20 protein-coding genes and 1 tRNA gene are annotated in these 19,612 nt (G+C 64.3%); 12 read left to right on the top strand and 9 right to left on the bottom strand.

The window, feature by feature from the left end; translation table 11 throughout:
• Positions 1–6: 6 nt before the first annotated feature.
• The 4 genes from FCT00_RS16740 to FCT00_RS16725 form a co-directional block, all read right to left on the bottom strand.
• A complete protein-coding gene (locus FCT00_RS16740; protein WP_008329023.1) occupies positions 7–825 on the bottom strand; it encodes an ABC transporter ATP-binding protein in 819 nt (272 codons plus the stop codon).
• Complete coding sequence (locus FCT00_RS16735; protein WP_138423941.1) at positions 822–1,316, bottom strand: hypothetical protein; 495 nt, start codon at positions 1,314–1,316, stop codon at positions 822–824. The genes FCT00_RS16740 and FCT00_RS16735 overlap by 4 nt, the downstream gene beginning before the upstream one ends.
• The gene (locus FCT00_RS16730; RefSeq protein WP_008329021.1) at positions 1,313–2,095 is read right to left on the bottom strand and encodes an ABC transporter ATP-binding protein; all 783 of its coding nucleotides are present in this window, start codon (positions 2,093–2,095) and stop codon (positions 1,313–1,315) included. The genes FCT00_RS16735 and FCT00_RS16730 overlap by 4 nt, the downstream gene beginning before the upstream one ends.
• 78 nt (positions 2,096–2,173) lie before the next feature.
• A complete protein-coding gene (locus FCT00_RS16725; RefSeq protein WP_008329020.1) occupies positions 2,174–3,370 on the bottom strand; it encodes an ABC transporter substrate-binding protein in 1,197 nt (398 codons plus the stop codon).
• Between the two features lie 168 nt (positions 3,371–3,538).
• Between FCT00_RS16725 and FCT00_RS16720 the strand changes: the two genes are divergently transcribed.
• Entirely contained in the window at positions 3,539–4,645 is a 1,107-nt protein-coding gene (locus FCT00_RS16720) for a PQQ-dependent sugar dehydrogenase (RefSeq protein ID WP_138423940.1), read from the top strand.
• A 13-nt stretch (positions 4,646–4,658) separates the two neighbouring features.
• Here FCT00_RS16720 and FCT00_RS16715 read toward each other — a convergent pair whose 3' ends face one another.
• Complete coding sequence (locus tag FCT00_RS16715; RefSeq protein ID WP_138423939.1) at positions 4,659–5,651, bottom strand: GlxA family transcriptional regulator; 993 nt, start codon at positions 5,649–5,651, stop codon at positions 4,659–4,661.
• Positions 5,652–5,846: 195 nt separating this feature from the next.
• On the opposite strand from FCT00_RS16715, the gene FCT00_RS16710 reads away from it, so the two are divergent.
• Positions 5,847–7,217, top strand: coding sequence for a class II 3-deoxy-7-phosphoheptulonate synthase (locus tag FCT00_RS16710; protein ID WP_040885450.1), 1,371 nt, complete (start codon positions 5,847–5,849; stop codon positions 7,215–7,217).
• A 118-nt stretch (positions 7,218–7,335) separates the two neighbouring features.
• Here the strand turns inward: FCT00_RS16710 and FCT00_RS16705 are convergent, their stop codons facing one another.
• Positions 7,336–8,028 carry a PAS domain-containing protein gene (locus FCT00_RS16705; protein WP_138423938.1) on the bottom strand — a complete coding sequence of 231 codons (693 nt, stop codon included), beginning with the start codon at positions 8,026–8,028 and terminating at the stop codon, positions 7,336–7,338.
• Positions 8,029–8,174: 146 nt separating this feature from the next.
• On the opposite strand from FCT00_RS16705, the gene FCT00_RS16700 reads away from it, so the two are divergent.
• Genes FCT00_RS16700 through FCT00_RS16690 form a run of 3 tightly spaced genes read left to right on the top strand, consistent with a single transcriptional unit; the run spans position 8,175 to position 10,220 of the window.
• Complete coding sequence (locus FCT00_RS16700; protein WP_171043025.1) at positions 8,175–9,053, top strand: YicC/YloC family endoribonuclease; 879 nt, start codon at positions 8,175–8,177, stop codon at positions 9,051–9,053.
• A 7-nt stretch (positions 9,054–9,060) separates the two neighbouring features.
• Positions 9,061–9,702: a guanylate kinase gene (gene gmk / locus FCT00_RS16695; protein WP_008328999.1), complete on the top strand. Its 642-nt coding sequence runs from the start codon at positions 9,061–9,063 to the stop codon at positions 9,700–9,702.
• The gene (locus FCT00_RS16690; RefSeq protein ID WP_138423936.1) at positions 9,699–10,220 is read left to right on the top strand and encodes a gamma carbonic anhydrase family protein; all 522 of its coding nucleotides are present in this window, start codon (positions 9,699–9,701) and stop codon (positions 10,218–10,220) included. Before gmk ends, FCT00_RS16690 begins: the two co-directional genes overlap by 4 nt.
• A 77-nt stretch (positions 10,221–10,297) precedes the next feature.
• Here the strand turns inward: FCT00_RS16690 and gpt are convergent, their stop codons facing one another.
• Positions 10,298–10,804 carry a xanthine phosphoribosyltransferase gene (gpt, locus tag FCT00_RS16685; protein ID WP_138423935.1) on the bottom strand — a complete coding sequence of 169 codons (507 nt, stop codon included), beginning with the start codon at positions 10,802–10,804 and terminating at the stop codon, positions 10,298–10,300.
• 1 nt (position 10,805) lies between these two features.
• Positions 10,806–11,627, bottom strand: a complete 822-nt coding sequence (gene fabI / locus FCT00_RS16680) for an enoyl-ACP reductase FabI (RefSeq protein WP_008328994.1) — start codon at positions 11,625–11,627, stop codon at positions 10,806–10,808.
• 121 nt (positions 11,628–11,748) lie between these two features.
• On the opposite strand from fabI, the gene pdxH reads away from it, so the two are divergent.
• From pdxH to FCT00_RS16650, 6 genes are all read left to right on the top strand, one after another.
• The gene (pdxH, locus tag FCT00_RS16675) at positions 11,749–12,354 is read left to right on the top strand and encodes a pyridoxamine 5'-phosphate oxidase (protein ID WP_138423934.1); all 606 of its coding nucleotides are present in this window, start codon (positions 11,749–11,751) and stop codon (positions 12,352–12,354) included.
• A 117-nt stretch (positions 12,355–12,471) separates the two neighbouring features.
• Positions 12,472–13,002, top strand: a complete 531-nt coding sequence (locus FCT00_RS16670) for a cold-shock protein (protein ID WP_138423933.1) — start codon at positions 12,472–12,474, stop codon at positions 13,000–13,002.
• Between the two features lies 1 nt (position 13,003).
• On the top strand, positions 13,004–13,471 hold the full coding sequence (locus FCT00_RS16665) for a DUF192 domain-containing protein (protein WP_407943661.1): 468 nt from the start codon (positions 13,004–13,006) through the stop codon (positions 13,469–13,471).
• A gap of 41 nt (positions 13,472–13,512) precedes the next feature.
• Positions 13,513–13,589 (top strand) — tRNA-Pro (locus FCT00_RS16660).
• Positions 13,590–14,231: 642 nt separating this feature from the next.
• A complete protein-coding gene (locus FCT00_RS16655; protein ID WP_138423932.1) occupies positions 14,232–17,924 on the top strand; it encodes a vitamin B12-dependent ribonucleotide reductase in 3,693 nt (1,230 codons plus the stop codon).
• A 12-nt stretch (positions 17,925–17,936) separates the two neighbouring features.
• A complete protein-coding gene (locus tag FCT00_RS16650) occupies positions 17,937–18,227 on the top strand; it encodes a hypothetical protein (protein ID WP_138423931.1) in 291 nt (96 codons plus the stop codon).
• A 156-nt stretch (positions 18,228–18,383) separates the two neighbouring features.
• Here the strand turns inward: FCT00_RS16650 and FCT00_RS16645 are convergent, their stop codons facing one another.
• A complete protein-coding gene (locus tag FCT00_RS16645) occupies positions 18,384–18,614 on the bottom strand; it encodes a sulfurtransferase TusA family protein (RefSeq protein WP_138423930.1) in 231 nt (76 codons plus the stop codon).
• A 96-nt stretch (positions 18,615–18,710) separates the two neighbouring features.
• Here FCT00_RS16645 and FCT00_RS16640 point away from each other — a divergent pair, with 96 nt between their 5' ends.
• Positions 18,711–19,463, top strand: coding sequence for a cytochrome c biogenesis CcdA family protein (locus FCT00_RS16640; RefSeq protein ID WP_008328981.1), 753 nt, complete (start codon positions 18,711–18,713; stop codon positions 19,461–19,463).
• Positions 19,464–19,612 lie beyond the last annotated feature (149 nt).

The following is a 19,612-nucleotide window of genomic DNA, read 5'->3' as shown; positions in this document are numbered from 1 at the left end:
TGTGACTTACCCCCCGAGGAAACTCTGGCGCACTTCCGGGTCGGCGAGCAGTTCCTTGCCGGTCCCCGTATGCGCATTGGCGCCCTGGACGAGCACGTAACCCTTGTCGGCGATCTCGAGCGCCTGACGTGCGTTCTGTTCGACCATCAGGACTGGAAGCCCGGTGCGCGCCACTTCGATGATCCGGTCGAACAACTCGTCCATCACGATGGGCGAGACACCCGCGGTCGGTTCGTCGAGCATGAGCACTTTGGGTTGGGTCATCAGCGCACGGCCCACGGCCACCTGCTGCCGCTGCCCGCCGGACAATTCGCCCGCTGCCTGATAGCGTTTTTCCTTGAGGATCGGGAACAGTTCGTAGACCTGCTCCATCGTCGGGCGGATGTCGTCGGTGCGGATGAACGCGCCCATTTCAAGGTTCTCTTCCACGCTCATCGAGGTGAAGATGTTGTGGGTCTGCGGCACGAAGCCCATGCCCTTCTTCACCCGGTCCTGCGGGCTCAGGTCGGTGATGTCCTCGCCGTCCAGCCGCACGGAACCGGACCGCACGTTCAGCATCCCGAAAAGCGCCTTCATCCCCGTCGATTTGCCCGCGCCGTTGGGGCCGACGATCACCGCGATCTCGCCCTTGTCCACGGCGATGGTGCATTCGTGCAGAATGTCGGGGCCGTTGCCGTAGCCGCCGGTCATGCTTTCACCGATCAGGAACGGGCCGCCCGGTGCCGGGCGCGCCTTGCCGTGCTGGGGGCCGGGCGTCATGGTCGCGCCGCCCTCTTTCGTGACCGAACGGTCCTTGTTGCCACGTCCGCTGTATGCGTCGCTCATAGGTCGTCCTCCACCAGCGCGAGGAGAGCCGCGCGATGGTATTCCATATGTTTATCAGTCATTTGCGTGCCGCCCTCGACCGTCTGGACGAGGTGCGGGATGCCGGACAGGTCGATCACCGTCACGAGCGAGATCATGTCGGGCTGAACCATGTAGGTCAGCGTTTCGGCCAGGATGTCGCCGCCGAGCACGCTTGGTCGATCCATGATCCCGACGCTTTCCTGCGCCGGGAATGTCTCGGCCGCGCCCGACAGGTCGCCGGGGGTGGCGACCCAGACATCGTAGGCGAAGGGCGGCAGGGGGCCGGTCAACAGCATGACGGTGTCGGCCTGATAGAAGGTGACGCCCATTCCGGGGTCGAAATCGCCCGCGTTCCCCGCGAACGGAGTGTCGTCGGGGCAAAAGAGCACGCCGTCCCCCACGGTGTCGCAGGTCTGCGCCAGGGCCGGAGCCGCGGCGAAGAGCGATGCGATGACCAAGCCCCGGATCATGCGCCCACCTGATCCTTGTTCTTCAGCCCGGTGCCCAGATAGGCCTCGATCACCTGTTCGTTGGCCTTGATCTCGGCCAGCGTGCCCTCGGCCAGCACCTTGCCCTCGGCCATGCAGATGACCGGGTCGCAGAGCTTTTCGATGAAGTCCATGTCGTGCTCGATGACGACGAAGGTATAGCCACGTTCGACGTTGAGCCGTTTGATCGCATCGGCGATGGTGTAAAGCAGCGTGCGGTTCACGCCCGCGCCGACCTCATCCAAGAACACGATACGTGCATCGACCATCATCGTGCGTCCGAGTTCCAGAAGCTTCTTCTGCCCGCCCGACACCTGACCCGCGCGCAGGTCCGAGATGTGTTCGATGGTCAGAAACTCCATCACTTCGTCGGCCTTGGCCCGAAGCGCGCGTTCCTCGTCCGCGATGCGTTTGCGGCCGAACCACGTGTCCCACAGCCGTTCGCCCGACTGTCCGCCCGGCACCATCATCAGGTTTTCGCGGCAGGTCATCGAGCCGAATTCATGCGCGATCTGGAACGTCCTGAGCAGGCCTTTGTGGAAAAGCGTATGCGGCGGCAGGCCGGTGATGTCCTCGCCTTCCATCGTGACGCGGCCGGACGTGGGTTCAAGAACCCCGGCGATCACGTTGAAAAGCGTGGTTTTTCCCGCGCCGTTCGGGCCGATCAATCCGGTGATCGCCCCTTTTTCGATTGTCAGACTTGCGCCGTCGACCGCATGGAAGCCGCCGAAATGTTTGTGCAGGTTTTCGACCGTGATCACGGGAACCCCACCTCCGTATGAACCAAGCCCGGGGAGAAGTGTCCCCGGGCTTGGGCCGTTTGTCTAGGAAAAGGCGACTTAGCGGAACTGAACCGTCGAGTAGCCGTCGTCGGTGATCTCGTACTCTTCGTACGTGCCGGCGGCTTCGCCCGGCTCGATCAGCTCCACGCCCGAGGCGCCGACATAGTCGATTTCGCCACCGTTCGCGAGGATTTCGAGCGCCTTGCCAAGCTCACCCGGCAGGATCGGCTCGCCCGGTGCGTTGGCCACGTCCATGACGTTGGCCGCAATGGCTTCGCCGGTTGCCGCGCCGCCTTTGAAGGCCGCAAGGGCAAGCAGGGCGGCGGCGTCGTAGCTTTCACGGGTGAAAGCGGACGAACCGTTGATGCCAGCCGCGTCGGTGATCGACACGAAGGCTTCTGCACCTTCGCCTTCGGCGCCCGGAATGGTGCCGTAGGAACCGACGAGCATGTCGCCGAGGTCCGCGATCAGCGAGTCGGCATACATGCCGTCGCCCATCGCGAAGGTTTCGAACGCGCCGGTGTCGATGGCCGACTGGATCACGCCCTTGCCGCCGGAATCGGCGTAGCCGAGCACGACCAGAACGTCGCCGCCAGCCGAGGCGAGCGATGCGACTTCGGCCGAGTAGTCACCCTTGCCGTCTTCGTGGGGCACGGTCGTGGTGATCGAGCCACCCATGCCTTCGAAGGCCGCCGAGAACGCATCGGCAAAGCCTTTGCCGTAGTCGTTGTTGGTGTAGGTCACGGCGACCGAGGTCACGCCTTTGTCCGACAGCACCTGCGCGAGGACTTCACCCTGACGGGCGTCCGACGGGGCGGTGCGGAAGAACAGGCCGTTGTCTTCGACCGTGGTGAGCGCCGGCGAGGTCGACGAGGGCGAAATCATCGGGATGCCGTTGGGCAGCGCCACGTTGGCCAGAACGGCGGTGGTGGAGCCGGAGCAGGCCGCGCCCATGATTGCGATCACGCCTTCGTTCGAGACGAGGCCTTCGCCCGCTGCCGTCGCGGCGGAGGCGTCGACACAGGTGGTGTCGGCCTGAACCGAGGTCAGCGTCACGCCTTCGAGGAACATGCCCGAGTCGTTCACTTCCTTCAGCGCGAGTTCCGCGCTCTGCGCCATGTGCGGTGTGAGCGATTCGATGGGGCCGGTGAAGCCGAGCAGAATGCCGATCTTGGCTTCCGACATATGGCTTTCGGCAAAGGCGCCCGTCGCCACAAGTGCGCAGGCGCTGCTTGCGAGAAGCAGTTTTTTCATGTGTTTTCTCCCTGTTGGATCGTTGTCCTGCACTCACCCTAGCGATGATTTCGGGAATGAAAAGGGGGGTGCTTGCGCGGCCCGCACAGGTTGTCGGTGCCTGACGTGCGGTCACGTTGTCGTGGGGCGCGATTGTCCAGCCTGTCAAAGCCCCCCATCGTCCTGTGTATGACCGCGATGAACCCCCTCCCGCTCGCCGCCGCGCTGACCCTGACGGTCGCGTTTCCCCTTCATGCCGCCACGGTCGAGACCGAAGCGGGCCGGATGGAGATCACCGAGATCGCAGACGGCTTCGACATGCCGTGGGGCGTCGATTTTTTGCCGGATGGCGGTTTTCTAGTGACCGAGACCGCCGGAACGCTCGTGCGCGTCGATGCCGAGGGTGGCCGTACCGAGGTGTCCGGCGTGCCGCAGGTGGTGGCGCAAGGGCAGGGTGGCCTGCTCGATGTCGCGGTCGCCCGCGATTTCAACGAGAGCCGCGAAATCTTCCTGACCTATTCCAAACCGCAGGACAGCGGCGCGGGCACCGCCCTGATGGTCGCACGGTTGAACGAGGCGGGCGACGGGCTGACCGGGGGCCGGGTTCTCTTCGAGATGGCCGAAGGCGGCAACACGACCCAGCACTATGGCTCGCGCGTGACCGAGGCCGCCGATGGAACGCTGTTCGTCACGGTGGGCGAACGGGGCAAGGCCGACCTCGCCCAGAGCCTTGGGCATCACAACGGCACCGTGGTGCGGGTCGCCCGCGACGGCACCGTTCCGTCCGACAACCCCTTCGTCGGTCAGGACGGGGCGCTCCCTGAAATCTGGTCCTACGGCCACCGCAACCCGCAAGGCGCGGCGATGGACGGTGACGGTCGGCTCTGGGCCGTCGAACACGGCGCGCGCGGCGGGGACGAGATCAACCGCATCGAGCCCGGCACGAATTACGGCTGGCCCGAGATTTCATACGGCACGAATTACAACGGCTCGAAAATCGGTGTCGGGACCGAAGCCGAAGGCATGGCGCAGCCCGAACACTTCTGGGACCCCTCGATCGCGCCCTCCGGCATGGCGATTCTGTCGGACGCGATACCGGGGTGGGGCGGTCACTTCGTCATCGGCAGCCTGAAGTTCGACTCGCTTCACGTTCTCGACCCCGAGGACTGGTCGGAAGAGGTGATCCGCACCCGCGAAACCGCCCGCGTGCGCGACGTGGCCGAAGCGCCGGACGGGTCGGTCTGGTTCATCTCCGAGGATCGGGGCGCGATCTACCGGCTGGCACCCGCAGACTGAGCGGCCCGCGCGCTTACCTGTCCGCCGATGCGCCCTGACTGCCGCGTTCGCGGTAGGGGGTCGTGCCGTATTGCGCGCGGTAGCATTTCGAGAAATGCGACGGGCTGGTGAAGCCGCAGGCCAGCGCCACGTTGATGACGTTCATGTCGGTCTGCATCAGCAGGTTGCGCGCCCGCCCCAGCCTGAGTTCCATGTAATACCGCTTGGGCGAGCGGTTCAGGTAGCGCCGGAAAAGCCGCTCCAACTGCCGGGTCGACAGGCCCACTTCGGCGGCGAGGGTCGCGGGGCTGATCGGGTCCTCGATATGCGCTTCCATCTTCTGAATGACCGTCGAAAGCTTGGGGTGCCGCACACCGATCCGGGTCGGAACCGATAGCCGCTGCGTGTCCCGGTCGGTGCGGATCGAGGTGTAGATCTGCTGATCGGCCACCGCATTCGCCACGTCCGCCCCCTGATCGCGCGCGATCAGCGACAGCATCAGGTCCATCGAAGCCGTGCCGCCCGCCGTCGTGATGATCTTGCCGTCCATCACGTAGATCGACTTGGTCAGGTCAACGTCGGGGAAATCCTCTAGAAAGCCGTCATGGTTCTCCCAGTGGATCGTGGCGCGTTTGCCGTCGAGTAGCCCGGCCTTGGCGAGCGCATAGGCCGCGGTGCACAGCCCGCCGATGGTCACGCCCCGCCGCGCCTCGCGCCGGAGCCAGGAAATCAGCTTGGGCGAGGTGTGCTTGGTCACGTTGGTCCCGGCGCACAGTATCACCGTGTCGTCATGACGCAGCTCGTCCAGATCGCCGTCGAGCTGAAAGCTGGAGCCGGCCGAACAGGTGGCCGTTCCGCCGCCCTCACCGATATGGCGCCACTCATAGGCCTTGTGGCCGACCTGCCGATTGGCCAGCCGCAGCGCGTCCAGCGCCCCCGCGAAACTCAGCAGGGTGAACTCGGGCATGAGCACGAAAACGAAGCGGCGCGTCGTGCTGTCGGTGCGGAGGGCGGTGGCTGGTGGCATCGTGACGTCTGTGTCTGGCTGGTCCAACGCGGGATTGAGTATTTAACGCACTTTTGCAATCCCCCGTCCAGCGGATCGGGGCAAGTTTGTTTTGCCTTGGGGCGGGTGCGTGGGTATACACCCCATGTTCCCCGGAAATGTTGACGCTAACATGAGCACGGCGCAAATCCCGGGGCCCGAGCGATGGAGAAGAAAATGACCAACTGGACGAAATCGGCATGGCGCGCGAAACCGCGGGTTCAGATGCCGGATTATACCGACGAGGCCGCGCTGGCCGAGGTCGAGGCCCAGCTGTCCAAGTATCCGCCGCTCGTCTTTGCAGGCGAAGCGCGCCGGTTGAAAAAGCAGTTGGGCGCGGTGTCGCGCGGGCAGGGGTTCCTGCTGCAAGGCGGCGATTGCGCCGAAAGCTTTGCGGAATTCAGCGCCGACAACATCCGCGACACCTTCAAGGTGATGTTGCAGATGGCGATGGTGTTGACCTACGGCGCCAAGGTTCCGGTGGTGAAGGTCGGTCGTATGGCCGGGCAATTCGCCAAGCCGCGCTCGGCCCCGACCGAGACCATCGATGGCGTTGAACTGCCCAGCTACCGGGGCGACATCATCAACGATCTGGATTTCACGCCCGAGGCGCGCATCCCGAACCCGCAGAAGATGCTTCAGGCCTACACCCAGTCGGCGGCGTCGCTGAACCTGTTGCGCGCGTTCTCGACGGGCGGTTTCGCCGACATCCACCGGGTCCACTCCTGGACATTGGGGTTCACGGAAAGCGACGAGGCCGAGAAGTATCGGGATATGGCTGGCCGTATTCAGGATGCGCTCGACTTCATGGGTGCCGCGGGCCTGACGTCTGACGTGAACCACGAACTGTCCACCGTGGATTTCTACACCTCGCACGAGGCGCTTCTGCTCGAATACGAAGAGGCGCTGGCGCGGGTCGATTCGACCTCCGGCAATGTGGTCGCCGGGTCGGGCCACATGATCTGGATCGGTGACCGCACGCGGCAGCCGGACGGCGCGCATGTCGAATTCGCGCGGGGGGTCATCAACCCGGTCGGGCTGAAATGCGGCCCCACCACGACGGAAGAGGACCTCAAGGTTCTGATGGAGAAGCTGAACCCCGAGAACGAGGCCGGGCGCCTGACGCTGATCGCCCGTTTCGGCGCGGGCAAGGTGGCCGAGCATCTGCCGCGCCTGATCGAGACGGTGAAATCCGAAGGCGCGAATGTGGTCTGGTCCTGCGATCCGATGCACGGCAACACGATCAAGTCGGCTTCGGGCTACAAGACCCGGCCCTTCGAACAGGTTCTGGCCGAGGTGCAGGAGTTTTTCGCCGTCCACCGCGACCAAGGCACCATCCCCGGTGGCGTGCATTTCGAGATGACGGGCAAGGACGTGACCGAGTGCACGGGCGGTCTGCGCGCTGTGACGGACGAGGATCTGTCGGACCGTTACCACACGGCCTGCGATCCGCGCCTCAACGCCTCGCAGGCGCTCGAACTCGCCTTCCTCGTGGCCGAAGAGCTTTCGGGGCGCGGCAAGATCGAAACGGCGGCTGCGACGGCCTGAGCGGCACCCGATGCTTGAACAAGAAACCCCGCGCCTCGGCGCGGGGTTTTTCGTCTGGATGCACCGGGAAGCCGCCGTCCGCGATGGCAGGCGGCGGCTTCCCCAACGCGGACGTCCGCTACCCCTCGCTCCCGTCCGCGTCGTGCACGAGGCGCAGGAACGGGGCGGTTCCCGCCTCTGCGCCATCGAAGGCCGCCGCCTGTTCCGCCGCTTGGGTCCGGGCCGGGGCGCGGTCTTCGGCCATCGGGTACTGCGGCCCGGTATCGGACAGGAGCGGTTCGACCGACTGCGTGGTGATCCTGAACCGGCGCGGCCCGCGCCCGATCTTGCCCTTGGCCTGCAACGCCCCAAGGATGCGGGTCGGACGCCCCCGTTCGTCCTTGAGCGGCAGCAGAACCATCTGTGCCTCCAGCTTGGGCCGCGTCAGGCCCGAGTCGCTTTCAAGCGTCAGGCGCGCCTTGGCCGGGCTTTCCAGCACCGATTCCAGCACCATCTGAAGCTCCCGCCGCCCTTCCGGCAGGAACATGGCGGTGATCGGCATACCGCGCACTTCCATCCCCATAAGATCGTTCAGGTGCATCCCCGCGAGCCGGGTCCGCGCCACGCCCGGCGCGATCTTTTCCAAGACGAACGCGTATTCCAGAACGTCCGAGATACCGCGCGGGTCCACGTCGCCGCGTGTCGGCATCACCCGCCCGTTGCGCAGCGCGTCCCAATAGGCGTCCACGCGGGCGATGGACGGGAAATGCGCCTGCGCGCGTGCCGGAGCGATGGAAATGACGTTTGAACCCTTCAGATACTCGATCTTCATGACACTACCTGTTCGTGCTGCACGTTGCCCCGTCGTGCACCCTCTGTTAACGAATGACCGGCGTTCCTTACCGATGCCTTAATCTGCCACAATTTCGTCCAGATTGGGGCGAAACCTGAAGAAAGGGTTAATGCTTGACCCACTCGATGACCGGCTTCGCGGCGCTCAAGGGCGCGTTGCACCCCTGGAGCTGGAGCTGGGATATCCGTTCGGTCAATGCCCGTGGGCTGGACATGCGGATTCGCGTGCCGGACTGGGTCGACGGGCTGGAACCCGCGGTGCGCAAGGCCGTGTCAGGTGCCGTGGCGCGGGGCAACGTGACCGTCGGGCTCAGGATCACGCGCGATGCGGACGAGGGGGCGCTGGCGATCAATCCCGCCGGGCTCGACCGTGCGCTCGCCATGCTGGCCGAAATCAACGCCGCCGCCGCCCGCAACGGGATCGAACTGTCGGGAACCAGTGCCGCCGATGTCGCCGCCATGCGCGGTGTGGTCGAGACGGCCCAGACCGAGGACGATACCGCGCCGCTTCTCAAGGCCTTGATCGCGGACCTGCCGCCGCTCCTGTCGGCCTTCAACGACATGCGCCGGCACGAAGGCGCCGCGCTTCGCGACGTGCTGTCGGCCCAGCTGGCCGAGATCGAGTCGCTGGTGGGCGAGGCCGAGACGCTGCTCGACGCCCGCAGCGAGGATCAGGCGACGACGCTGAAAGCCGCCTTCGCCCGCGTGATGGACAGTGCCGAAACGATGGACGGCACGCGGATCGAACAGGAACTGGCTCTGATCGCCGTGAAATCGGACGTGCGCGAGGAACTCGACCGCCTGACCGCCCATGTCGCGCAGGCGCGCAGTCTGCTGACCGGGGACGAGCCGCGCGGACGCAAGCTCGACTTCCTGATGCAGGAATTCAACCGCGAGGCAAACACACTGTGCTCCAAGGCCGGATTCCAGCCGTTGACGCGGATCGGGCTGGACCTCAAGGCGCTGATCGACCAGATGCGTGAGCAGGTTCAGAACATCGAATGAGGCAGACATGAAACGCCGCGGCCTTCTCATCATCCTGTCGTCGCCCTCGGGCGCGGGGAAATCCACCTTGGCCCATCGCCTGATGGACTGGGATCCGACGCTGGCGTTTTCCGTGTCGGCCACGACGCGCACCCCGCGCGAGGGCGAGGTTGACGGCAAGGACTACCGTTTCATGGACGAGACCGGGTTCAAGAAGCTCGTGGCCGACGGTCAGATGCTCGAACATGCCCATGTGTTCGGCCATTTCTACGGCTCGCCCGAAGCCCCGGTGCGCGACGCGATCGAGAACGGGTGCGACGTGCTCTTCGACATCGACTGGCAGGGGGCCGAGCAGATCAAGGATTCCAGCCTCAGCCACCATGTGCTGTCGATCTTCGTCCTGCCGCCCTCGATTGCCGAGTTGAAGCGCCGCCTGATAACGCGCGGCAAGGATGCGCCCGAAACCATTGAAAAACGGATGCAAAAAAGCTGGGACGAGATCAGCCATTGGCACGGCTACGACTATGTTCTGGTCAACGATGACCTCGACGCGACGTTCGAGAAGCTGAAGGTGATCGTATCGGCCGAGCGGCTGCGCAAGTCGCAGCAACCCAATCTCACGCCCTTCATCCGCCAACTTCAGGCAGAATTCACCGAGGCAGACGCATGATCTATGAACTCGACGGCATCGCGCCGACCATCCACGAGGACACATGGGTCGCGCCCGACGCGAACCTGATCGGCGACGTGGTGCTGGATGAGGGGGCGAGCGTCTGGTTCGGCTGCACCCTGCGCGGCGACAACGAACGCCTGACCATCGGCAGGGGCACGAACGTCCAGGAAAACTGCGTGTTTCACACCGACATGGGCTTTCCCCTGACGCTGGGCGAGAATGTCACCATCGGCCACAAGGCGATGCTGCATGGCTGCACGGTCGGGGACGGATCGCTCATCGGCATGGGCGCGACGGTGCTGAACGGCGCGAAGATCGGCAAGGGCTGTCTGATCGGGGCCGGGGCGCTTGTGACCGAGGGCAAGGTGATCCCCGACGGGACGATGGTGCTGGGATCGCCCGGCAAGGTCGTGCGCGAGTTGGACGATGCGACGAAACAGGGGCTGATCGCCTCGGCGCTCCATTATCAGGACAACATGCGCCGCTTCAGGTCGGGGCTGAAAGCCATCGGCTAAACCTCTGACAGAAAATGAAAACGCCCGCGTATGGAACCATGCGCGGGCGTCTGGTTTTCGTCTGGCGCAGCGGCCTGTCAGTCCTTGCCGCGATACGGCTCCACGTATTGCAGCGCCATGTCCCACGGGAAGAAAATCCACGTGTCCTGGCTCACCTCGGTGATATAGCTGTCCACCATCGGCTTGCCCTTGGGCTTGGCATAGACGGTGGCGAAATGCGCGTTCGGCATCAAGTCGCGCACGACCTCGAGCGTTTTGCCGGTGTCGACCAGATCGTCGACCACCAGAACGCCGGTGCCGTCGCCGCAGACCTCCATGTCCGGCGATTTGATGACGACCGGCTCGGTCTGGGTCTGATGGTTGTAGCTTTTCACGCTGATCGTATCGACCGTGCGGATGTCCAGTTCGCGCGCGACGATCATCGCGGGGGCCAGCCCGCCGCGGGTGATCGCGACCACAGCCTTCCACCCGCCGTCGTTCGGCCCCTTGCCGTCGAGCCGCCAGGCGAGCGCGCGGCTGTCGCGGTGGATCTGGTCCCAGCTGACGTGGAAGCCTTTTTCATGGGGCAGGCGGTTGTCGACCATGTCAGTCTTCCTTCTTAACGGTGACGTCGATATCCGGCGCATCGACGGCCTTCATGCCCACGACGTGATAGCCCGCGTCCACATGATGCGTTTCGCCCGTCACGCCCGAGCCGAGGTCCGACAACAGATACAGCGCCGATTTGCCCACGTCGTCGATGGTCACGTTGCGGCGCAGCGGCGAGTTCAGCTCGTTCCACTTCAGGATATAGCGGAAATCGCCGATGCCGGAGGCGGCGAGGGTGCGGATCGGCCCGGCGGAAATGGCGTTCACGCGGATACCGTCCTTGCCGAAGTCTTCGGCCAGATACCGCACCGACGCTTCAAGCGCGGCTTTGGCCACGCCCATGACGTTGTAATGCGGCATGACCTGTTCGGCGCCGTAATAGGTGAGCGTCAGCATCGACCCGCCATCGGGCATCAGGTCGGCGGCGCGCCGGGCGACGGCGGTGAATGAATAGACCGACACATCCATCGTCATGGTGAAATTCTCGCGCGTGGTGTCGGCATAGCGCCCACGAAGTTGGTTTTTGTCCGAGAAACCAATGGCATGAACGATAAAGTCGATCTTGCCCCATTTCTCTTTCAGCTCGTCGAACAGCGCGTCGACCGAGGCTTCGTCCATCACGTCGCAGGGGACGACGATGTTCGAGCCGAGTTGTTCGGCCAGCGGACCCACCCGCTTTTTCATCTGTTCGCCCTGATAGGAGAAGGCGAGTTCGGCGCCCGCCTCGGCGCAGGCCCGGGCAATCCCCCAGGCGATTGATTTGTCGTTGGCGAGCCCCATGATCAGCCCGCGTTTTCCGTCCATCAATCCGCCCGACATTGCCTGTTCCCCGTCCCGTCGATTACGTGTTAGCCCGGTGTATGAGATTGCCACGGGGCCTTCAAGCCTGCTGGGCAGGCAAGTTGCCCAAGGGGCAGGCGGCGTCGGAACGGGGAGCGTCATGTCGGACAGGACTGGAATTTTCGCGGGCGACGACCCGTTTGCCATCACGCGGGCCTGGCTGGCCGAGGCTGAGGTGTCGGAGCCGAACGACCCGAACGCCATCGCCTTGTCGACTGTCGACGCCGACGGGATGCCCAACGTGCGCATGGTGCTTCTGAAGGATATCGAGGCTGAGGCGTTCGTGTTCTACACCAACTACGGCTCGGTAAAGGCGCAGGAGATCGAGCATGCGGGGCGCGCGGCGTTCGTGCTGCACTGGAAGACGCTGCGGCGTCAGGTGCGGGTGCGGGGCACCGTGACCCGCGCGGACGGGCCGGAGGCCGACGCCTATTACGACTCCCGCTCGCTCAAGAGCCGTCTCGGTGCCTGGGCCTCGCATCAGAGCCAGCCGCTCGACAGCCGGACATCGCTCATGGCGGAGGTGGCGAAAGTGACCGCGACCCACGGCACGCATCCCAAGCGGCCACCGTTCTGGGGTGGCTTTCGGATCGTCCCGACCGAGATGGAATTCTGGGCCGACGGCGCGTTCCGGCTGCACGACCGATTCCGCTGGACGCGTGAGTCAGCACAAACATCGTGGAAAATCCAGCGTTTACAGCCGTGATTCTTTGATGAAAAACGTGCGTCCTGTCGAAAAAGTCAGGGTCGGCCATCTTGTTTCATTTTGCACAATCGTCCACATTTGGAATTGGGGATGCTGGACAACAAGGTGTGCTTTGACATGGACGACGACACAGCGTCGGGCCGCTATGTACAGCGTGGCACGGTAAAGTGGTTCGACCCCGCCAAGGGGTTTGGCTTCGTGGTCGCCGATCAGGGCGGGCCTGACATTCTTCTACACGCCAACGTGCTTCGGAACTTCGGTCAAAGCTCGGTCGCGGACCGGGCCGGGATTGAGATCGTCGTGCAGGACACGCCGCGCGGGATGCAGGCGGTCGAAGTGCTCGCCATTCATGCCGCCGAAAGCGAAGAGACGATCGCCAGCACGTTCACCGAAGATCTGGACCTGTCGCGTGCCGACCCGTTGGAACCGGCGCGGGTGAAATGGTTCGACAAGGGTAAAGGCTTTGGTTTCGCCAACGCCTTCGGTAAACCGGAGGACGTGTTCATCCATGTCGAGGTGTTGCGCCGGTCGGGTCTAGCCGACCTGCAACCGGGCGAAGCCATCGGAATGCGCGCGGCGATGGGCGAACGTGGGCGCATGGCGCTGTTGGTGACATCCTGGGACGCGGCCCTGAACGGAGAGGACTGACGTGAAAGTAACGAGTGTTTTGCTGGCCGCGTGTCTGGCCGGCCCCCTGACGGCCCAGACCTGTGACGAAGCTCAGGTCGATCTGCGTGGCGCGTTCGGAACCGCCCGGTTCTCGGTCGAGATCGCGGATGACGACGCGGAGCGCGCGCAGGGGCTCATGTTTCGCGAAAGCCTGCCGTCCGGGCAGGGGATGCTGTTCATCTATGAAAGCCCGCGACCGGCCTCGTTCTGGATGAAGAACACGCTGATCCCGCTCGACATGATCTTCGTCGGGGCCGACGGCGTCGTGCGCAACGTGCACGAGAACGCGGTGCCGGGTGATCTGACACCGATCCGGGGTGGCGACGATATTCTGGCCGTGCTCGAGATCCGGGGCGGTCTGGCCGGGGCCATCGGGATCGAGGCGGGGGCCGAAATGCGCCATCCCGCCTTTGGCGACGCGGCCGCCTGGTCCTGCGCCGCGCAATAGGTCTTTCCATCGCTCGTCGCTCTTTGTAGAGAGGCGCACGTCGGGGCGTAGCGCAGCCTGGTAGCGCGTCTGTTTTGGGTACAGAAGGTCGTGAGTTCGAATCTCGCCGCCCCGACCATTCTCCTCGTCCTGCATCCGTCCCCCCGCCCGCGCGGACCGTCGACCGGGAATCGGCGGGATGCGATTCTGCGACCTATATCCTTTTGGACTACCCATATCTGGTGTCCGATTTGGTTCATTAACAATATATGTGGTGTGCTCTCGGCTCGAATCTTGTGCGAAACGATGCAGAATCGAACATTGAGTGCTGGACTGTGGCGCGCACGCAATATGTAGCGTCGCGACCCGAGTTACCCACAACACTCATCCTTTTTGACAGTTTGGTGACAGAAAGGCCTGAAAATCCGACGCCTTTTTCGACGACTCTCCGCGGTCGGGTTGGGGATGAATCACCGCGCGTCAGCGTCAACGAAAAAAAGAGGTTAACGGGGCCTGAAAACGCGTTGACGGGTGCGCCCCCCTACGTCAGTTTGTTTGTGCTGGTCGGAAAGCCACAACATATAGTGGCTGTCGGCGGGTAGGGATAGTTAGCCTCACATCGGACCCCAACAAAGGGGCCGCGACAGTTGCCGGGAAACGATGTTCCGGCGACCGGGGCCGTTTTTCCCTTCGCGCCGGCCCCGCCAGCACGAGTTGAGACGTGGGTCAGCGTGAGCAGTGATCCATCCAGTGACCGGCATTGAGAGACACAGGGGCCAAAATGAAAATCGCACGCAAGTTCACCGAGGCAGGCAAAGACGCATACGACGCGATCACGTTCACCCGCGCGACCTCCGAGATCCGCAACCCGGACGGGACCATCGTGTTCAAGCTCGACGATATCGAGATCCCGGAAAGCTGGAGCCAGGTGGCCTCCGACGTCATCGCGCAGAAGTATTTCCGCAAGGCGGGCGTTCCCGCCGCGCTGAAGCCGGTCAAGGAAGACGGCGTGCCTGAGTTCCTGTGGCGCCACGTCCCCGACACCAAGGCGCTCGACGCCATGGACAAGGCCGAGCGTTTCGGCGGCGAAACCTCGTCCAAGCAGGTGTTCGACCGTCTCGCGGGTGCCTGGGCCTATTGGGGTTGGAAGGGCGGCTATTTCTCGACCGAGGAAGACGCGCGCGCTTACTACGACGAAATGCGCTTCATGCTGGCCAAACAGATGGCCGCGCCGAACTCGCCCCAGTGGTTCAACACCGGCCTGCACTGGGCCTACGGCATCGACGGCCCGTCGCAGGGTCACTACTACGTCGATTTCGAGACCAAGGAGCTGACCAAGTCGGCCTCCGCCTACGAACATCCGCAGCCGCATGCCTGTTTCATCCAGTCGGTCGGCGACGATCTGGTGGGTGACGGCGGCATCATGGACCTGTGGGTCCGCGAAGCCCGCCTGTTCAAATACGGCTCCGGCACCGGCACCAACTTCTCGTCCCTGCGCGCCGCTAACGAGCCGCTGTCGGGCGGCGGCAAATCCTCGGGCCTCATGGGCTTCCTCAAGATCGGTGACCGCGCCGCCGGTGCGATCAAGTCGGGCGGCACCACCCGCCGCGCCGCCAAGATGGTCATCGTCGATGCCGATCACCCGGATATCGAGGAATACATCAACTGGAAGGTGAAAGAAGAGCAGAAGGTCGCCTCGCTCGTCGCCGGCTCCAAGATGCACGAGCGTCACCTGAACGACATCTTCACCGCGATCCACGGCTGGGACGGCTCGATCGACGCCGCCACCGACCCGAAAGAGAACCCGCAGCTGAAAGACGCCGTGCGCGCCGCGAAAAAGGTCGCGATCCCCGAGACCTACATCAAGCGCGTTCTCGACTACGCCCGCCAAGGCTATGCATCCATTGAGTTCCCGACCTACGACACCGACTGGGACTCGGAAGCCTACGCTTCGGTTTCGGGCCAGAACTCGAACAACTCGGTGCGCGTCACCGACGCCTTCCTGAAGGCCGTCGAAGCCGACGCCGACTGGGAACTCATCCGCCGCACCGACGGTTCGGTCGCCAAGACCATCAAAGCGCGCGATCTGTGGGAAAACATCGGTCACGCCGCTTGGGCCTGCGCCGATCCGGGCATCCAGTACCACGACACCGTCAACGCCTGGCACACCTGCCCGGAAGACGGCGCGATCCGGGGCTCGAACCCGTGCTCGGAATACATGTTCCTCGACGACACGGCCTGTAACCTCGCCTCGATGAACCTGCTCACCTTCCTCAAGGACGGCACGTTCCAGGCCGAGGACTACATGCACGCCACGCGCCTGTGGACCGTGACGCTGGAAATCTCGGTGACGATGGCGCAGTTCCCGTCCAAGGAAATCGCGCAACTGTCCTATGACTTCCGCACGCTGGGACTGGGTTACGCCAACATCGGCGGCCTGCTGATGAACATGGGCCTCGGCTACGACTCGAAAGAGGGCCGGGCGCTGACCGGGGCGCTGACCGCGATCCTGTCGGGTGTGGCTTACGCAACGTCGGCTGAAATGGCCGGTGAGCTTGGCGCCTTCGACGGCTACAAGCGCAACGCCGACCACATGCTGCGCGTCATCCGCAACCACCGCACGGCGGCGTATGGCGCCACGGACGGCTACGAGGCGCTGGACATCAAGCCGGTCGCCCTTGACCACGCAGGCTGCCCGGACAAGGCGCTCGTCGACCTCGCCATGTCGTCGTGGGACGAAGCCCTCGCGCTGGGGGAAAAGCACGGCTACCGCAACGCACAGGTGTCGGTGATCGCGCCGACCGGGACCATCGGTCTGGTCATGGATTGCGATACGACCGGCATCGAACCGGACTTCGCGCTGGTGAAATTCAAGAAGCTGGCCGGTGGCGGCTACTTCAAGATCATAAACCGCTCCGTCCCGGCAGCCCTTGAAAAGCTTGGATATTCTTCGGCCCAGATCGAAGAGATCATCGCCTATGCGGTCGGCCACGGCAGCCTTGGCAACGCGCCGGGGATCAACACCCAGACGCTGATGAACAAGGGCTTCGGCAATGCCGAAATCCAGAAGATCGAAAAGGGCCTCGCGTCCGCCTTCGACATCCGGTTCCTGTTCAACCAGTGGACGCTGGGCGAAGAGTTCTGCCGCAACGACCTTGGCCTTGGCGACGAACTGAACGACCCGACCTTCGACCTGCTCAAGCACCTCGGCTTCTCGAAGGGCGACATCGAAGCGGCCAATGACCACGCGCTCGGCACCATGACGCTGGAGGGTGCGCCGCACCTGAAAGAAGAGCACTACAAGGTGTTCGACTGCGCCAACCCCTGCGGCAAGAAGGGCAAGCGGTTCCTGTCCACGGATGCGCATATCTACATGATGGCCGCCGCCCAGTCGTTCATCTCCGGGGCGATCTCGAAGACGATCAACATGCCGAACGACGCGACCATCGAAGATTGTCAGCGCGCCTACGAACTGTCGTGGTCGCTGGGGATCAAGGCGAACGCGCTGTACCGGGACGGCTCCAAGCTGTCGCAGCCGCTGGCCGCTGCGCTGGTCGAAGACGACGACGAGGCCGAAGAAATCCTCGCCACCGGCACGCCGCAGCAGAAAGCCGAAGTGCTGGCCGAGAAGATCATCGAGAAGGTGGTCATCAAGGAAGTCGCCCGCGCGGGCCGCGAAAAGATGCCGGATCGCCGCAAGGGCTACACCCAGAAAGCCATCGTCGGCGGTCACAAAGTCTACCTGCGCACCGGCGAATACTCCGACGGGCAACTGGGCGAGATTTTCATCGACATGCACAAGGAAGGCGCGGGCTTCCGGGCGATGATGAACAACTTCGCCATCGCCGTGTCGGTCGGCCTTCAGTACGGCGTGCCGCTGGAGGAGTTCGTGGACGCCTTCACCTTCACCAAGTTCGAGCCGGCCGGGATGGTGCAGGGCAACGACACGATCAAGAACGCGACGTCGATCCTCGACTACATCTTCCGCGAGCTTGCCGTGTCCTACCTCGACCGCACCGATCTGGCCCATGTGAAGCCCGAAGGCTCGTCCTTCGACGATGTGGGCCGGGGTCAGGAAGAGGGCGTCGCCAACGTCAAGGAGATGTCCGAGACCGCCGCGACCCGCTCGCTCGAGATGCTGAAACAGGTGTCCTCGACCGGCTACCTGCGCAAGCGTCTGCCGCAGGAACTGGTGGTGCTTCAGGGCGGCCAGTCCACGGGCACCGACGACGCGCTCACGGCGCTGAACACGCTGGTGCCCGCCACGTCGGGGGGCATGGCCGGCGGCTCGATGGTCGCGGAACCCGCAACCTCGCTCGGGACCGGGACCGTCATGACGATGGATGCCCGGACCAAGGCGAAAATGCAGGGTTACGAGGGCGAGGCCTGCGGCGACTGCGGCAACTACACGCTTGTGCGCAACGGCACCTGCATGAAGTGCAACACCTGCGGCGCGACGAGCGGCTGTAGCTGAGGAGACGGCGCGATGGAGCTGAGAGATTTTCGGGGGTGCTTTCTGGTCGATGGTCACGAGACCGAGCGGATGGACCTTCGCATTCTCCTGACCATCGGCGGCGGCGAAACACACGGGTCGGGCGCGTTCCGCGTGCCCGCCGCGATGATCGGGTCGGAAAGCGAAGGGCCGCTCACCTTCGTGACCGACACCGGCGAGACGATCACGCTCCACGTGCGGGAATTCGACCTGACGCAGGGGGTGGCCTACTTCCTGACCGACGGGGCGGTGCCTGCGATGGCACGGGCGCGCGACGCCGGATGAGACGAGACACGGGGCGGGTGCGCTCGCCCCTGACGCGGATAGGGCCGCAGGCAGAAAACAACCGGGCGGTACAATGACGAGCCTTATCAGCGAAACTGGGGAGCCATGGGCTCCCCTTTTTCTTTTGGTATCAGGCCGTTGCGACGGACGGTCCGGCTAGGCGCCCTTGCGGATCGTATAGGCGGTGGCGGCGCCGTCGTCTTCGGTCGAGATCAGCGTATGCCCTTCCTCGGCGCAGAAATGCGGCACGTCGATCACGGCGACCGGGTCGGTGGCAAGCAGGCGCAGAACCTGACCGGGCTGCATCCCGCGCAGGGCCTTGCCTGCCTTCAGCACCGGCCAAGGGCAGAGAAGCCCGATGGCGTCGATTTCCACGTCGTGATCCATGGCCAAGCGCATACTGCCGAAGGTGTTACAAGTCCATCGCCCGGATGTGACGTTGTGGCAGGTGACGGCGGGCGCGGGGCCGGGTAGAGGGGGAGCATGTTCGGGATAGATCTTATCGACGCGAGCCTTCTGCCCGCGCTCCTCATCGCACTGGTCGCGGGGCTTTTGAGTTTCCTCAGCCCCTGCGTCCTGCCCATCGTGCCACCCTATCTGGCCTATATGTCGGGGGTGAGCGTCACGGAGTTGTCCGAGGGCGCTAAATCGTCGCGCAAGGCGACCGTCGCGGCGCTGTTTTTCGTGCTGGGCCTGTCCACGGTGTTTCTGTTCATGGGATTCGCGGCCAGTGCGTTCGGCGCGTTCTTTCTGCAAAACCAAAGCATCTTCAACACCTTGGCCGGGATCGTGGTTATGGTGTTCGGCGCGCATTTTCTTGGCATCTTCACGATCCCCTTCCTGAACCGCGAGGCGCGGCTGGACGCGGGCGACCAAGGGGGGAGTGCCTTCGGCGCCTATCTTCTGGGGCTCGCCTTCGCCTTCGGCTGGACGCCCTGCATCGGCCCGCAACTGGGCGCGATCCTGTCGCTCGCGGCGTCCGAGGCGAACGTGGCGAGGGGCACCTTCCTTCTGGCAATCTACGCGGCGGGGCTGGGCATTCCGTTCCTGCTGGTCGCCGCGTTCTTCCCCCGGATGAAGGGCGTCATGGGCTGGATGAAGCGGCATATGGAGCGGATCGAGCGGATCATGGGGCTGCTTCTGTGGACCATCGGCCTTTTGATGCTGACCGGCGGCTTTTCGGCGTTTTCCTACTGGCTGCTCGAAACCTTCCCGGCGCTCGCGACACTGGGCTGAGTTTCGCCGCGCTGGGGCGCGGCGACCCGGGGGGGGGGGGGGGGGGGGGGGGGGGGGGGGGGGGGGGGGGGGGGGGGGGGGGGGGGGGGGGGGGGGGGGGGGGGGGGGGGGGGGGGGGGGGGGGGGGGGGGGGGGGGGGGGGGGGGGGG

Origin of the sequence: Maritimibacter alexandrii, assembly GCF_005871115.1 — a bacterium.
Classification (GTDB): Bacteria; Pseudomonadota; Alphaproteobacteria; order Rhodobacterales; family Rhodobacteraceae; genus Maritimibacter; species Maritimibacter alkaliphilus.
Note: the sequence above shows the minus strand (reverse complement) of the source record. Positions and strands in the feature narration are given on the sequence as shown.

What these genes read in the sequence shown, in the direction of transcription:
- FCT00_RS16740 (WP_008329023.1), bottom strand. Translation starts at nt 825, where the DNA reads ATGAGCGACGCATACAGCGGACGTGGCAACAAGGACCGTTCGGTCACG.
- FCT00_RS16715 (WP_138423939.1), bottom strand. Translation starts at nt 5,651, where the DNA reads ATGCCACCAGCCACCGCCCTCCGCACCGACAGCACGACGCGCCGCTTC.
- FCT00_RS16690 (WP_138423936.1), top strand. Translation starts at nt 9,699, where the DNA reads ATGATCTATGAACTCGACGGCATCGCGCCGACCATCCACGAGGACACA.
- pdxH (WP_138423934.1), top strand. Translation starts at nt 11,749, where the DNA reads ATGTCGGACAGGACTGGAATTTTCGCGGGCGACGACCCGTTTGCCATC.
- FCT00_RS16735 (WP_138423941.1), bottom strand. Translation starts at nt 1,316, where the DNA reads ATGATCCGGGGCTTGGTCATCGCATCGCTCTTCGCCGCGGCTCCGGCC.
- FCT00_RS16655 (WP_138423932.1), top strand. Translation starts at nt 14,232, where the DNA reads ATGAAAATCGCACGCAAGTTCACCGAGGCAGGCAAAGACGCATACGAC.
- gpt (WP_138423935.1), bottom strand. Translation starts at nt 10,804, where the DNA reads ATGGTCGACAACCGCCTGCCCCATGAAAAAGGCTTCCACGTCAGCTGG.
- FCT00_RS16705 (WP_138423938.1), bottom strand. Translation starts at nt 8,028, where the DNA reads ATGAAGATCGAGTATCTGAAGGGTTCAAACGTCATTTCCATCGCTCCG.
- FCT00_RS16725 (WP_008329020.1), bottom strand. Translation starts at nt 3,370, where the DNA reads ATGAAAAAACTGCTTCTCGCAAGCAGCGCCTGCGCACTTGTGGCGACG.
- FCT00_RS16700 (WP_171043025.1), top strand. Translation starts at nt 8,175, where the DNA reads ATGACCGGCTTCGCGGCGCTCAAGGGCGCGTTGCACCCCTGGAGCTGG.
- FCT00_RS16710 (WP_040885450.1), top strand. Translation starts at nt 5,847, where the DNA reads ATGACCAACTGGACGAAATCGGCATGGCGCGCGAAACCGCGGGTTCAG.
- fabI (WP_008328994.1), bottom strand. Translation starts at nt 11,627, where the DNA reads ATGTCGGGCGGATTGATGGACGGAAAACGCGGGCTGATCATGGGGCTC.
- FCT00_RS16650 (WP_138423931.1), top strand. Translation starts at nt 17,937, where the DNA reads ATGGAGCTGAGAGATTTTCGGGGGTGCTTTCTGGTCGATGGTCACGAG.
- FCT00_RS16720 (WP_138423940.1), top strand. Translation starts at nt 3,539, where the DNA reads ATGACCGCGATGAACCCCCTCCCGCTCGCCGCCGCGCTGACCCTGACG.
- FCT00_RS16670 (WP_138423933.1), top strand. Translation starts at nt 12,472, where the DNA reads ATGGACGACGACACAGCGTCGGGCCGCTATGTACAGCGTGGCACGGTA.
- FCT00_RS16640 (WP_008328981.1), top strand. Translation starts at nt 18,711, where the DNA reads ATGTTCGGGATAGATCTTATCGACGCGAGCCTTCTGCCCGCGCTCCTC.
- gmk (WP_008328999.1), top strand. Translation starts at nt 9,061, where the DNA reads ATGAAACGCCGCGGCCTTCTCATCATCCTGTCGTCGCCCTCGGGCGCG.
- FCT00_RS16645 (WP_138423930.1), bottom strand. Translation starts at nt 18,614, where the DNA reads ATGGATCACGACGTGGAAATCGACGCCATCGGGCTTCTCTGCCCTTGG.